The 12819-nt window shown below is 71.1% G+C and carries 12 protein-coding genes; 6 read left to right on the top strand and 6 right to left on the bottom strand.

The window, feature by feature from the left end; genetic code table 11:
• Window positions 1-222 precede the first annotated feature (222 nt).
• A complete protein-coding gene (locus RMT89_RS38760; RefSeq protein ID WP_315888458.1) occupies window positions 223-549 on the top strand; it encodes a hypothetical protein in 327 nt (108 codons plus the stop codon).
• Here RMT89_RS38760 and RMT89_RS38755 read toward each other — a convergent pair.
• The gene (locus tag RMT89_RS38755) at window positions 530-1219 is read right to left on the bottom strand and encodes a FadR/GntR family transcriptional regulator (RefSeq protein ID WP_315888457.1); all 690 of its coding nucleotides are present in this window, start codon (window positions 1217-1219) and stop codon (window positions 530-532) included. The genes RMT89_RS38760 and RMT89_RS38755 overlap by 20 nt on opposite strands.
• A gap of 70 nt (window positions 1220-1289) precedes the next feature.
• Here RMT89_RS38755 and RMT89_RS38750 point away from each other — a divergent pair, with 70 nt between their 5' ends.
• The 4 genes from RMT89_RS38750 to RMT89_RS38735 all read left to right on the top strand — a co-directional run bounded on the left by RMT89_RS38750 (window position 1290) and on the right by RMT89_RS38735 (window position 3740).
• Entirely contained in the window at window positions 1290-2600 is a 1311-nt protein-coding gene (locus RMT89_RS38750) for a CynX/NimT family MFS transporter (RefSeq protein ID WP_315888456.1), read from the top strand.
• Window positions 2601-2649: 49 nt separating this feature from the next.
• Entirely contained in the window at window positions 2650-2769 is a 120-nt protein-coding gene (locus RMT89_RS38745) for an SGM_5486 family transporter-associated protein (RefSeq protein WP_315888455.1), read from the top strand.
• A 180-nt stretch (window positions 2770-2949) separates the two neighbouring features.
• Window positions 2950-3156, top strand: a complete 207-nt coding sequence (locus RMT89_RS38740; protein WP_315888454.1) for a hypothetical protein — start codon at window positions 2950-2952, stop codon at window positions 3154-3156.
• A gap of 65 nt (window positions 3157-3221) precedes the next feature.
• On the top strand, window positions 3222-3740 hold the full coding sequence (locus tag RMT89_RS38735) for a histidine phosphatase family protein (RefSeq protein ID WP_315888453.1): 519 nt from the start codon (window positions 3222-3224) through the stop codon (window positions 3738-3740).
• A gap of 55 nt (window positions 3741-3795) precedes the next feature.
• Here RMT89_RS38735 and serB read toward each other — a convergent pair whose 3' ends face one another.
• Both serB and RMT89_RS38725 read right to left on the bottom strand, forming a co-directional pair.
• Window positions 3796-5007, bottom strand: a complete 1212-nt coding sequence (serB, locus tag RMT89_RS38730; RefSeq protein ID WP_315888452.1) for a phosphoserine phosphatase SerB — start codon at window positions 5005-5007, stop codon at window positions 3796-3798.
• A 138-nt stretch (window positions 5008-5145) separates the two neighbouring features.
• Window positions 5146-6885: a streptophobe family protein gene (locus RMT89_RS38725; protein WP_315888451.1), complete on the bottom strand. Its 1740-nt coding sequence runs from the start codon at window positions 6883-6885 to the stop codon at window positions 5146-5148.
• A 240-nt stretch (window positions 6886-7125) separates the two neighbouring features.
• Here RMT89_RS38725 and RMT89_RS38720 point away from each other — a divergent pair, with 240 nt between their 5' ends.
• Window positions 7126-9645, top strand: coding sequence for an FHA domain-containing protein (locus RMT89_RS38720; protein ID WP_315888450.1), 2520 nt, complete (start codon window positions 7126-7128; stop codon window positions 9643-9645).
• Between the two features lie 78 nt (window positions 9646-9723).
• Here RMT89_RS38720 and RMT89_RS38715 read toward each other — a convergent pair whose 3' ends face one another.
• From RMT89_RS38715 to RMT89_RS38705, 3 genes are all read right to left on the bottom strand, one after another.
• On the bottom strand, window positions 9724-10476 hold the full coding sequence (locus RMT89_RS38715) for a transglycosylase SLT domain-containing protein (RefSeq protein ID WP_315888449.1): 753 nt from the start codon (window positions 10474-10476) through the stop codon (window positions 9724-9726).
• Window positions 10477-10775: 299 nt separating this feature from the next.
• Window positions 10776-11861, bottom strand: coding sequence for an S-adenosylmethionine:tRNA ribosyltransferase-isomerase (locus RMT89_RS38710; RefSeq protein ID WP_315888448.1), 1086 nt, complete (start codon window positions 11859-11861; stop codon window positions 10776-10778).
• A complete protein-coding gene (locus RMT89_RS38705; RefSeq protein WP_315888447.1) occupies window positions 11858-12556 on the bottom strand; it encodes an SDR family oxidoreductase in 699 nt (232 codons plus the stop codon). The genes RMT89_RS38710 and RMT89_RS38705 overlap by 4 nt, the downstream gene beginning before the upstream one ends.
• Window positions 12557-12819 lie beyond the last annotated feature (263 nt).

Below are 12819 nucleotides of genomic sequence, written 5' to 3'. Positions count from 1 at the left end.
CTTCGCAGCACTTCGCCCCGCCGACCAAACGACCGGCGGGGCGAAGTAGCAGGGCCCCGGATTAACCAACAGCGTCCCGGCCGGTGCGGGGCCCTCGGCACGTTGTGCCGCGTGTCGCTCATGTGGCCTATCCGACCGGGCGGAGCGGCACGACAACCGCGCACTCTGGATTACGCGTTCACCACGCGTTCCCTCCCCAGCACGGCCGAGGAGGTCCCCCTTGTGCGTCTGCCCCGCAGCCTCGCCCCAGTGACCGTCGCCGTCGCTCTCCTGGTGTCCCTGCCGTACGAGGCGGCACCGCAAGCGCGCGTGTCGGAGCCGTTCGGCTCCGAGTGCCGTACGCGCGTGCAGGGCTCCCATGTGATCGCCTACTGTCACAACCCCTACGCCGACATGGACCGGGTACGGCTGCACATCGAGTGCAGCAGGTGGTGGGACCTCGACACCGACAGCGCCCCGGTCGACATCGGCCCGGCGGCGACCGTACGGCTCACCGGGCGCTGCTGGAAGGAAGTCCGCTCGGCGTGGGTCAGCCACCAGAAGCGGTGAACTTCCCCGGCCGGCACTGGAACGGATAGCCGGCCGCCTCCGCCGCCGCGGTCGCCGCGTCACGCGCGCGGATCGCGTCCAGCAGCCGGGTGTGGTCCATGTACGTCTCCGGCGTCAGCTCCTCGCCGACGTCCTCGCGCAGCCAGTCCCGCAGCACCTCGCCCAGGTCCGCGTACATCGCCGTCATCGCGTCGTTGTGCGACGCGGCCAGCACGGCCAGATGGAAGGTGGCGTCGGCCGTCACGAACGCCTCCGCGTCGCCCGACGCCCAGGCCTCCTCACGCCGCACCAGCAGCGCGTCCAGCTGCTTGAGGTCCTTCTCGGTGCGCCGCTCGGCGGCCAGCTTCGCCGCGCCCGACTCCAGCGTGGAGCGCAGCTCGGCGATGTGCCGCGGGTCGGCGTCGGCGAAGCGGCGGTGCATCACCCCGGCCAGCTCGCTGGTCGCCACGACGTAGGTGCCCGAGCCCTGGCGGATGTCCAGCAGGCCGTTGTGGGCGAGGGCGCGGACGGCCTCGCGGACCGTGTTGCGGGCCACGCCCAGCTGCTCGACCAGCTCCGGCTCGGTCGGGATACGGGAGCCGACCGGCCACTCGCCCGAGGTGATCTGGTTGCGCAGCGCGGCGATGACCTGCTCGGAGAGCGCCGAGCGGTGTTGCTGGCTCAGGGGCATGGCACACCTTCGCACGGGACGGGCGGCCGGACGAAGCCGGGGGATGGACAACCATTCATCCCATGATTCTATGATGGATCTCATGGCGAGCGAGGAAACACGGACGACCAAGCCCATGACCGTACGCAGCTCGGCCCCGGCGACCGACGTGTCCCCGGAGTCCGGCACGCGCGCGTGGACGACGCGTCTGATCGTCCTCGGCATCGTGCTGGCCGCGCTGAACCTCCGCCCTGCCATCACCAGCCTCGGCGCCCTCCTGGAGGAGGTCCGTGACGGCCTCGGCATGAGCGGCAGCATGGCCGGTCTGCTCACCTCCGTGCCCCCGCTCTGCTTCGCCGTCTTCGGCGTCATGGCGCCCCGGCTGGCCCGCCGCTTCGGCGCCGGTGCCGTCGTCTGCGCGGGCATGGCCGCCATCACGGCCGGTCTGGTCATGCGCCCCTACGCGGGGGGCACTCCGGGTTTCCTGGCCGCCAGCGCCCTCGCCCTGATGGGCATCGCGGTCAGCAACGTGTTGATGCCGGTGATCGTCAAGCGCTGGTTCCCCGACCGCGTCGGCTCCATGACCGGCCTGTACTCGATGGCCCTCGCCCTCGGCACCTCGACCGCGGCGGCCGTGACGGTGCCGATGACGGACGCGCTCGGCGGCAGCTGGCAGTCCGGGCTCGCGGTGTGGGCGGGCCTGGCGGCGGCGGCCGTACTGCCGTGGATCCCGTTCGTACGGGACCGGCGGGCGGCGACGTCGGACGAGCAGGCACCCGCGCGCGGGAAAGCAACGGCGCGTGAGGACGCGCCCGCGCTGCGGATCACGCGCAGCCGTACCGCCTGGGCGCTCGCCGTGTTCTTCGGGCTCCAGGCCACCGCCGCCTACATCACGATGGGCTGGATGGCACAGATCTTCCGGGACGCGGGCGTACCCGCGAGCACGGCCGGACTGCTGCTGGCCGTCACCATGGTCATGGGCGTGCCGCTGGCCTTCGTCATCCCGCGCGTCGCCACCCGGCTGCCCCACCAGGGCCCCATCGCCCTCGCGCTCGGCGTCTGCGGCCTCGCCGGATACGCCGGCCTGTACTTCGCGCCCGCCGCCGGAGCCTGGGCCTGGGCCGTGCTGCTCGGCATCTCCAACTGCGCCTTCCCGCTGGCCCTGACCATGGTCGGGATGCGGGCCAGGACCGGCGCGGGCGTCGCCCAGCTGTCGGCCTTCGCGCAGAGCACCGGCTATCTGATCTCCATCCCGGGCCCGCTCCTGGTCGGCGTGCTCTACCAGCACAGCGGCGGCTGGGGCCTGCCGATCGCGCTGATGACCGCTTTGGTGATCCCGCAGATGACGGTGGGCGTCCTCGCGGGGCGCAACCGTACGGTCGAGGACGAGGCGGCCCGCTGAGCCGGACCCCGGGGGTCCGCCGCCGGGCGGTGGGTGCGAGACTTGCCGTATGTCGCCAGTGCTCGACCCGAACCCGCAGAACGGCCAGAAGAAGTTGCTCCTCGTCTTCGGCTCGTTCTTCGCCATCTTCGTGATCATCGGAATCATCGCGACGATCGCCTCGCCATGAGCGCCTTCCCGGGCCGGGGTGGGGATAGCCCCACCATCCCCTAGGGGGCGAGTGTCAGGGTCAACTGGGTGGATCACCGGATGGGTTGCGGGCCGCCGATTCCGTAGCTTCGAGTCATGACCGCGAGACGCGGACCACGGAGCAGGTTGCAGGCCCACCCGAAGACCCGCGGAGGCACCCATGTCGGCCCCTACGCAGACCCCGCCCCACCCGGCACACCGGGGCGGCGTCGACATCCGGCTGCCCTGGTGGGCGCTCGCTCTGCCCGTGCTCGCCTTCGTCACCCTGCTGGTGCTGATACTCGATCCGGCCGAGGCGCATGCCGCGACCGCCGATCCCGCGATCACCCAGCTCTTCGAGCGCGCGCTGCAGCTGATGGCACGCTGAGCAGCCATGCGGCCGCCCGTCAACTACCTGCGCCGCATGGAGTGTTTCATGCGAAGCTGGGACGCATGAGCGTCGCAGAACCCCGCAGGATTGTCCTCTTCCGGCATGCGAAAGCCGACTGGCCACAGGTGACCGACCATGAGCGGCCGCTCGCCGACCGGGGCCGTATGGACGCCGCCGTCGCCGGACGCAAGCTCGCCGACACCGGTGTCCCCTTCGATCTGGCCCTGTGCTCCACCGCGACCCGCACCCGCGAGACCTGGAAGCTGGCCGTCCATGAGTTCTCGCACCGGCCGAAAACCGTCTACGAGGAGCGGATCTACGAGGCCTCGCCCGGCGAGCTGATCGCCGTGCTCAACGAGACCCCGGACGATGTGCACAGTGCCGTCCTCATCGGCCACAACCCCGGTGTCCAGGGCCTCGCCGACGTCCTGTCCGGCTCCGCCGACGAGGACGCCCGCGCCCGAATGAGCCGCCGTGGCTTCCCGGCCGCAGCCTTCGCGGTCCTGAGCTTCACCGGCTCCTGGAAGACCCTGGAACCGGGCGCAGCCACGCTGCTCGACTACTGGGCACCGTCGGAGTGACCCACCCGAGTGAAAAGGGGCCCGACACCGGGCCCCTTTTCGGTGTGCCGAGTGCTCAGTCCTCGTCGTGGTGCATATCGGCGGCCTCGACCTCTTCGCGGGTGACCCCCAGCAGATAGAGCACCGTGTCGAGGAACGGCACGTTCACCGCGGTGTGGGCGGCCTCCCGCACCACCGGCTTGGCGTTGAAGGCGACCCCGAGGCCGGCCGCGTTCAGCATGTCCAGGTCGTTGGCGCCGTCACCGATCGCCACCGTCTGCGCCAGCGGTACGCCCGCCTCGGCGGCGAAGCGGCGCAGCAGCCGCGCCTTGCCCGCCCGGTCCACGATCTCGCCGGTGACCTTGCCCGTCAGCCTGCCGTCGACGATCTCCAGGGTGTTGGCCTGGGCGAAGTCCAGCCCGAGCCGCTCCTTCAGATCGTCCGTGACCTGGGTGAAACCACCGGAGACCACGCCGACTTGATAGCCGAGCCGCTTCAGCGTACGGATCAGCGTGCGCGCGCCCGGCGTCAGCCGCACCTCGCTGCGCACCTTGTCCACGACCGAGGCGTCCAGACCCTCCAGCAGCGCCACACGCGCGTGCAGCGACTGCTCGAAGTCCAGTTCCCCGCGCATCGCCGCCGCCGTCACCTCGGCGACCTTGTCCTCACAGCCCGCGTGCGCGGCGAAGAGCTCGATCACCTCGTCCTGGATGAGCGTGGAGTCCACGTCCATCACCACCAGGCGCTGCGCCCGCCGGTGCAGACCCGCCGAGACCACCGCGACATCGACACCGAGCTTCGCCGCCTCGGTCACCAGAGCGGTGCGCAGCGGCTCGGTCTCCACCCCGGACACCGCGAACTCGACGGCCGTCACCGGGTACTTGGCGAGACGGAAGATACGGTCGATATTGCCGCCGGCGTGGGTGATCTGAGCGGCGATGGCGGCCGTCGCCTCCGCGGTGAGCGGATGCCCGAGCACGGTGACCAGGGAACGGCCGAGTCCGCGCGGACGGTTGTCGCCGAGCCCGGAGATGATCTCGGCCTGCATCTTCATGGACTCCGCCCAGCTGTGGACGGTGGCCCGCAGATCCCCTTCGAGACCGCGGGGCGGCTCGGTCACCAGCGCGCACAGCACGATCCGGCCACGGGTGACGACCTGCTCGATGTCGACCACGTCGACGGAGTAGGCGGCGAGGGTGTCGAAGAGTCCGGCCGTGATGCCCGGCCTGTCCTTCCCGAAGATCTTGACGAGAAGGGTGGGGACGTCGGAGGTCTGCGAAGCGCTCATGGTGCTTCCACCGTATCCGGCACGCAGTGCCTTCCGCCCCTGAGGTCCGCCCAGCGGACAGGGAACACTGGGTGTCGGCCCGGTGGCCCACGCCTTGCACGGCGATCAAGTCTCGACGGTTTCCTGTCTCCCGCACCCTCAACCGCGCCCCTTGGGCCCTCGCGGCGGCGCCGGGGGCGGAGGCGGAGGTGGCGGCGGCCCCTCGCCCCGCCCCTCCGAGGACCGGCTCCCGGGCCGCCCACGGGGAGACCAGCGCGAGGACCGCGGCGGCGGTCCCATCGGCCGGACCACGGTGGGAGCGCCGTACACGTCGTCGCCGCTGGGGTCCCGGTCATCGGAGGAAGAGGGCACCTGCGGCCGCGCGTCCTCCGGTTGCCGCAGCTCCCGGGGCATCCGCAGATACGGATTGGTGTCCGGATCCGGCGGCCGGTACGACGAACCGGGCGCGTACGGCCCCGCCCCCACCGCCTGCCGTACGGGCCCCGCACCGCCCACCGCCACGTCACCGAGTGCCAAGGGAGCCGCCCGCTGCCCCGCCGCCCCCGTGGCCCGCGCCAGCAGTGCACCGGCCGCCCCCGCCCCCGCCCCCCACAGCGCACCGAGCGGCAGCGCCATCCCCAGCCGCCCGTGCAGCTCGATGCCCGCGTCGAACGCGTCGACGCCCAGCACCGCCAGCGACGCGTCCACGGACACCTCCGTCAGCCATGCCAGCAAGGGCAGCGCCAGCGCGGTCACGATCCCCAGCCGCAGCGCGCACCGCCCGGCGAAACCGAGAGTGCCGCTCTCCACCGGTGTCCGCACTGCCGTCAGCACCCCGGCCAGCAGCATCGCCATCGCCGCCGCGACCCCCAAGAGCCACACCCGTCCGTCCAGCTCCGCCAGCCGCCCCAGCGTCACGGCACGGTCGGAGTCGACCAGCAGATCGTCCAGCGGGTCGGGCAGGAACCGCGTCAGTGGCCCGCTCGCCTCGCCGTCCCAGGGCACGAACAGTCCGATCGGGATGCCCAGCCACACCCCGTTCGGCGCCCCGAGCAGCGCGGCGCCCGCGATCCGCTTCGGGTTGTCGTCGCCGATCAGCGCGTACAACGCGGCCGCGAACCCCGCGAGGACCGCCATCAGCAGCACCCCGACGAGGGCGGACACGGCGGGCCGCACCACCCGGTGCAGGGCCGCCCAGCCGGCCGGAAGGGGAGTGCGCCGCGAGGCCAGCAGCGCGATCAGCAGGATCCCGGCCGACCAGCACGCGCCGCCGAGCAGCGTCGGTGCCGTGTCGACCGTGAAGCCGACGGCCGCCTCGGCGTCGATCAGGTCGCCGATCTGCTCGGGCAGCAGCCCGCCGATGTCCCCGACGTCACCGAGCCCCGGGATCTCGACGCCGCCTCCGCCCCCGCCGCCGGGCAGGTCGTCCAGCCCGAGCGCGCTCCCGTCGAACGTGATGACATCGTGTCCTGCCCAGGCGAGACCCCCCAGCATCGCCACGAACAGCGCGACCACCGCGCCCGCGCGCGCCAGGAGTTCGGCCGGCGCGATCACAACTCCCGCCGCGCGCAGCGATCGTAGAAAGAACCACGACAGCAGCAGCGCGCCGACCAGGCTCACGCCCAGTGGCGTGATCTCGATGGCGGTGGTCGCCTCCGCGCCCCTCAGGCCGAACGCCGACACATCGCCCGACGGTGTCACCGAACCACCCGCCCCGAGCGCCACAGCCGCCGCGGTCATCGGGCCCAGCGAGCCTGCCGCGTCCGCCTCCAGCAGATGCAGGCCCAGCGCTGCGGTGCCCGCCATACCGATCAGCGCCCAGCTCACCGCGGCTACCGCGGACAGCAGGACGTCCACCCACGGCACCTTCGTGCTCTCGACGTTCCCGGACGCACTCATGGCAGACCCCCCGATCCGCACAGCAGCGAACTCGCCGCGCATGTCCCCCTCGCGTGGATTACCACTCTCCGGGCCGGTTTCAACCCCGTCAACGGAACTGGACGATGCGTGTGCGCGTGGTCTTCACGAGGCCCGACTTTCGGTCAGGGGGCCGAGCCTGAAATAGTTCCCGACGATGTTCGACATCCCTAGACTCCCTGTGATGGGGGTAACTCGGGGGACTACTCAGTGGGGCATGGAGTGCCGGAACTCGTACTGGAATTGAACGGACAAACCTGGACGCTCGATCCGTCCAGGACATACACCCTCGGACGCGATCCGCAGGGCGACATCGTGCTGGACGACGCCAGGGTCTCCTGGCGGCACGCCACGATCAGCTGGAGCGGCCGCAGTTGGGCCATCGAGGACCACGGCTCCACCAACGGCACATTCGTGCAGGGCCAGCGGATCCACCAGATGGAGATCGGCCCTGGCTCGTCGGTGCACCTGGGCAACGCGACCGACGGACCGCGAGTGAATCTCTCCGGCGCCGCGGCCGGCGTGTCCGTGCCGGAGGCGCAGCCCCATCAGCAGCCGTACGCCGCCCAGGGCGCGAACCCCGGCTGGGCCCAGCAGGCACCGCAGCAGCAGGCCTCGCAGGCCGGCTGGCAGCAGCCGCAGCAGGCCGCGCCGAACATCCCTCAGCAACAGGGCCCCGGCGTCGGCGCGGGGGCGCCGCCGGTCTACGGCGACCGCAGCCCGACCACGTTCCACCAGTTCGCCATCGGCCGCGTGATGCGCATCGGCCGTGCCCTGGAGAACGAACTGGTCGTCTCCGACCTGCAGGTCTCCCGGAACCACGCCGAGTTCCACTCGACGCCCGACGGCCGTATGGAGATCCGCGACCTCGGCTCGCACAACGGCACGTACGTCAACGGCCAGCCGATCCCCAAGGGCGGCTCGCAACTCCTCGGCCCCGCCGACATCGTCGGCGTCGGTCACTCCACGTTCCGGATCGTCGGCGACCGTCTTGAGGAGTTCGTCGACACCGGTGAGGTCTCCTTCTCCGCACGCCACTTGACGGTCACCGTCGACGGCGGCAAGCAGATCCTCAAGGACGTCTCCTTCGGCGTCCCCGAGAAGTCGCTCGTCGCGGTCATCGGCCCGTCGGGATCCGGCAAGTCGACGCTGCTCAAGGCGCTCACCGGCTACCGCCCCGCCAACCAGGGCGATGTCCTCTACGACAACCGCAACCTCTACAAGCAGTTCGCCGAACTGCGCCAGCGCATCGGTCTGGTCCCGCAGGACGACATCCTGCACAAGGAGCTGACCGTCAAGAAGGCCCTCAAGTACGCGGCCAAGCTGCGCTTCCCCGCCGACACCACGGCGCAGGAGCGCGAGGCCCGGATCGACGAGGTGCTGCGCGAGCTGAAGCTGGACATCCACAAGGAGAAGAAGGTCACCTCCCTCTCCGGCGGCCAGCGCAAGCGCGTCTCGGTGGCCCTGGAACTGCTCACCAAGCCGTCGCTGATCTTCCTCGACGAGCCCACCTCGGGCCTCGACCCGGGCATGGACCGCGATGTCATGCAGCTGCTGCGCGGCCTCGCCGACGACGGCCGAACGGTCCTCGTCGTCACCCACTCCGTGGCCGAGCTGGCGATCTGCGACAAGCTCCTGGTGATGGCGCCGGGCGGCGCGGTCGCCTACTTCGGCCCGCCCGAGGAGGCGCTGAACTTCTTCGGCTACGACACCTGGGCCGATGTCTTCTCCGCCTTCGAGAACTACCGCGACTACGACTGGGCGGGCCGCTGGAAGGGCTCGCAGCACTACCAGATGTACGCCGCGGACATCGACGCGGTTGCCCCGCAGTCCGTACACATGCCGCCGCCCCAGGCGATGCGCCCGCCCAAGCCGCAGGGCTGGGGCTCGCAGTTGCTGACCCTGGTCCGCCGCTATGTGTCGGTGATCGCCTCCGACAAGGGCTTCCTGGCGCTGACGGTGATCCTGCCGGCCGTGCTCGGCGCGGTCAGCCTGCTGATCGACCCGGACAAGGACCTGCTGGTCAGGGCGGTGAACCCGCAGACCGGCATGCCGATTCCGAATGGCACGGCCACCACGGTCCTGCTGATCCTCGCGGTCGGCGCGTGCTTCGCGGGCGCCGCCAACTCCGTCCGTGAGCTGATCAAGGAACGGGTGATCTACGAGCGGGAGCGGGCCACCGGTCTGTCGCGCTCGGCGTACCTGATGTCCAAGGTGATCGTGCTCGGCGCCGTCACCGTGTTCCAGGGCCTGATGGTCGGCGTCATCGGCTTCTCCAGCCGGACCCTCCCCGACGAGGCGCTGATCCTCGGCAAGGGCAAGACCGCCGTACTGCTGGAACTGTCCATCCCGATCATGGGCCTGGGCTTCACGTCGATGATGTTCGGCCTGGTCATCTCCTCGCTGGTGAAGACCGCCGAGAAGACCATGCCGCTGCTGGTGATGTTCGCGATCGTCCAGGTCGTGTTCACCGGCTGCCTGTTCGCCCTGTACGGCAGCCCCGGCGTCAACGAGTTCTCGTACCTGATGCCGTCCCGCTGGGCGGTCGCCGCCGCCGGCGCCACGCTGGACTTCAACAACATCAGCCCGCCCAAGGAGAAGGGCAACACCGACCCGCTGTGGGACCACACGGTCAGCGCCTACGGCATCGACATGATCGCCCTGGTCGTGCTCGGTGTGATCTGCGGCTTCCTCGTGGCCCGCTTCCTGCGCCGCCACGAGCCCGAGGTCATGCGCAAGTAACTCCCGTACGACCCCGAAGGGCGGCACCCGTCAGGAGGTGCCGCCCTTCGGCGTTCCGTACCGAGGTCCGCGCCGACCTCAGTACGCGCTGTTGACGTTGTCGATCGAGCCGTAGCGGTCGGCCGCGTAGTTGGCGGCCGCGGTCAGGTTGGCGACCGGGTCGTACTGGCTCCAGGCGGTGCCGGGGACGTGGTACGCGTCGAAGGTCGGCTTGATGACCTGCAGCAGACCGATCGACGGGACGCCGTTCTGGGCGTTGATGTCCCAGTTGTTGATGGCGTTCGGGTTGCCCGAGGACTCGCGCATGATGTTCCGGTACAGACCGTTGTAGGTGCCCGGGATGTTGTTCTTGCCCATGATGTCGAGGGCCTGCTTGATCCAGCCGTCGAGGTTGTTGGCGTAGGTCTTCTTCGCGGCGACCGGCTTGGCCTGGGGGCGGGCGGCGGAACGGCTCGCGGCCTCCTTGGCCTTGCGCGCGGCCTCGGCCTTCTTCTTGGCGGCGGCCTCGGCGGCGGCCTTCCTGGCGGCCTCCGCCTTCTTCTTCGCGGCGGCGGCGTCGGCCTCGGCCTTCTTCTTGGCCGCGATGGCCTCGGCCTTCAGGCTGGCGCTCGCGGCCTGGTCGGTGACGCTGGCCTTGACGTCCTTGATCTGCTCGTTCTTGAAGGCCACCTGGGCAGCGGCAGGCTCGGCGATGGTCGTGGTCTGCGCATTGCCCGGAACCGCGGAGAACGCGAGGGCGGCGGCGCCGAGCGTGGCGACACCGGCGACGGCGATCTTGTGCTGCCTGGTCAGCGCACGACGATAACCAGAAGTGAGGAAGTTCTTGGGCATGGCAGGTGGACCTCTTCGAATAGCGCGGAGGTCGCTCGCTGTCCGGCGGGGGACACGGGTGCTTCCGGCACAAACGCCGCGGGCGGAACCCGCGGCGCTGAGCGACGGCTGCCATTCTTAGCGGCCGCAAAATGGCCAGGCAAAGGTGTGACGTACGACCCTCGATAGTGGATCACGGAAGGGCAAATCCGGACAGACCGGAAGGTCTTTCCCGCTCACATGGGGAGCCTTTATCTCCTATGTCCCTTCGTACGTGATCTGGGTCCTATGTGCGGCCTCACATCAGCGGGACAACGGTCTTACCAGCAGTTGCTGACGCAATGCTCTGTGTGAGGGCCGTCCGCCGGGAGGAGGAGATGCACGTCCCCGAACTCGTGCCACAGGTAGCGCCCGCGCAGCGCCGCCTCGTACCCGCGGTCGATCGCCGCCCGCCCCGCGACCGCCTCCAGCATCAGCAGATGCGAGGCCTCGGGCTCGTGCAGCCCGGTCAGCAGCCCGTCCACCGCCCGCACCCCGCGCTCCGGGGTGACCACGAGATCCGTCCATCCCGCACGCGCGCGTACGACCCCGTCCCCGCCGGCCGCCGACTCCACCGCCCGCACGGCCGTCGTCCCTACGGCAATCACGCGCCCGTCACCGGCCCGCACGGCGTTGATCAGCCGCGCCGAAGCCTCCGGCACCGCGAACCGCTCCGGATACGGCGGCTCGTGCACCTCCGCCGAGGCCACCCCGGTGTGCAGCGTGACCGGCGCGAACTGCACACCCCGGCTCACCAGCTCCGCCACCATCCGCGCAGTGAAGGGCCGGGCGGCACTCGGCATCTCCGCACTGCCCGCGCCGTCCGCCGACTCCAGAGCGAACACCGTCTGGTACGCCGACAGCGGCTGATCGCGTTCCGTATAGGAGTAACGAATGGGCCGCCCGTACTCCCGCAGCATCCCGAGCACCTCGGGACCGGACGCACGGGCCCACCACAGCCGCTCCCCGCTGGCGGCGAGCGGCTCCTCGAACACCAGCCGCACCCCGCCCGGCAGCCGCACCCGCGCCCCCACGGGCCCGCCCGCACGCGCACGCGTGGTGCCCTTCCCGTCCGGATCCCGCAGCTCGACCGCCCACCGCCCGTCGTCCCCGTACGTGGAGAAGTGCACCACCACACGCGCGTGCCCGAGCTCCCCGTCCACGGCGGCGGCCAGCGTCGGCGAGGTGTTCACCACCAGCAGGTCCCCGGCCCGCAGCAGCCCCGGCAGCTCCCGGAACGCGTGATGGGCCACCTCCGTCCCCCGCGACACCAGCAGCCGTACGGAGTCCCGCCCGAGCCCCGGCCCGCGCTGCTCGGCCGGCACCCGCGCCGACAGCTCCTCCGGTACGTGCACCGCCAGCGTCATCGCCGCCCCTCCAACAGCGCCGGCGCCCCGTACCGCCCGCTCGCGGGCCGCTCGTCCAGCAACCACAGAAACGCCGGCACCACACGGCCCGGCTCCGGCCGCGGACCGTCGTCCTCCGGTACGGCCGCCGCGTACAGGTCGGTCGCCATGTCCCCGGGGTCCACCGCCCAGACCCGCAGCCCGGGCTCCTCCGCGCCGAGCACCGCCGCCAGATGATCCAGGGCCGCCTTCGAGGCCCCGTAGCCGCCCCACGTCTCGTACGCCTCGGCGGCGGCGTCCGAGCTGACCGTGATGACCGTGCCCGCCGCGGAGGCCCGCAGCAGCGGCAGCGCCTCCTGGGCCAGGCCCAGCGCGGCGACCGTGTTCACCTCCAGCGCCCGCCGCAGCCCCTCCAGGGGCAGTTCCTCAAGCCGTACGAGCGGCTCGGCGCCCAGCGCGCTCGCGTTGTGCACCAGCAGATCGACGGCGCCCAGCCGCCAGGCGGCCGCCACCAGCGCGGCCCGGTGCCCACCGTCCGTGACATCGCCGGGCAGCGCCTCCACGCGCGTGCCGTGCACGGAGAGAGCCGCCGCCGTCTCCTTCAGTACCTCCTCGGTGCGTGCGTCGAGCACCAGGTCCCAGCCCCGCGCGGCCAGCGCCTCGGCCAGCGCCCGCCCCAGCCCCTTCGAGGCACCCGTGATGATCGCTACCGGCATGACACGTCCCCTGTCCCCAGATGTGATGTGAACCAGATGTGATGTGCCTTCAACCTAGGAACGGACCCGCCCCGACCGCCTCGGACGCGGGCCGCATCGAGCCGGGTCCCTTCGGCCGGGACCTTTCGACGGGGGGCCTGCGCCCGGGGACCTCAGTCCTAGGGGGTGTTTTGAAAGTCCTGTGCCGTGCCCGCGGTGTTCGGTGCGTGCCCTCGGCGTGCCGGACGAAGGCCCTCGTACTGGACGTACTTGGGTCTTTGGCC

It is taken from the genome of Streptomyces sp. P17, assembly GCF_032436805.1.
Lineage (GTDB): Bacteria > Actinomycetota > Actinomycetes > Streptomycetales > Streptomycetaceae > Streptomyces.
Note: the sequence above shows the minus strand (reverse complement) of the source record. Positions and strands in the feature narration are given on the sequence as shown.

Bases quoted from the DNA above. Each gene is read 5' to 3' on its own strand.
- RMT89_RS38755 (WP_315888457.1), bottom strand. From the start codon at position 1,219: ATGCCCCTGAGCCAGCAACACCGCTCGGCGCTCTCCGAGCAGGTCATC.
- RMT89_RS38750 (WP_315888456.1), top strand. From the start codon at position 1,290: ATGATGGATCTCATGGCGAGCGAGGAAACACGGACGACCAAGCCCATG.
- RMT89_RS38745 (WP_315888455.1), top strand. From the start codon at position 2,650: ATGTCGCCAGTGCTCGACCCGAACCCGCAGAACGGCCAGAAGAAGTTG.
- RMT89_RS38740 (WP_315888454.1), top strand. From the start codon at position 2,950: ATGTCGGCCCCTACGCAGACCCCGCCCCACCCGGCACACCGGGGCGGC.
- RMT89_RS38735 (WP_315888453.1), top strand. From the start codon at position 3,222: ATGAGCGTCGCAGAACCCCGCAGGATTGTCCTCTTCCGGCATGCGAAA.
- serB (WP_315888452.1), bottom strand. From the start codon at position 5,007: ATGAGCGCTTCGCAGACCTCCGACGTCCCCACCCTTCTCGTCAAGATC.
- RMT89_RS38725 (WP_315888451.1), bottom strand. From the start codon at position 6,885: ATGAGTGCGTCCGGGAACGTCGAGAGCACGAAGGTGCCGTGGGTGGAC.
- RMT89_RS38715 (WP_315888449.1), bottom strand. From the start codon at position 10,476: ATGCCCAAGAACTTCCTCACTTCTGGTTATCGTCGTGCGCTGACCAGG.
- RMT89_RS38710 (WP_315888448.1), bottom strand. From the start codon at position 11,861: ATGACGCTGGCGGTGCACGTACCGGAGGAGCTGTCGGCGCGGGTGCCG.
- RMT89_RS38705 (WP_315888447.1), bottom strand. From the start codon at position 12,556: ATGCCGGTAGCGATCATCACGGGTGCCTCGAAGGGGCTGGGGCGGGCG.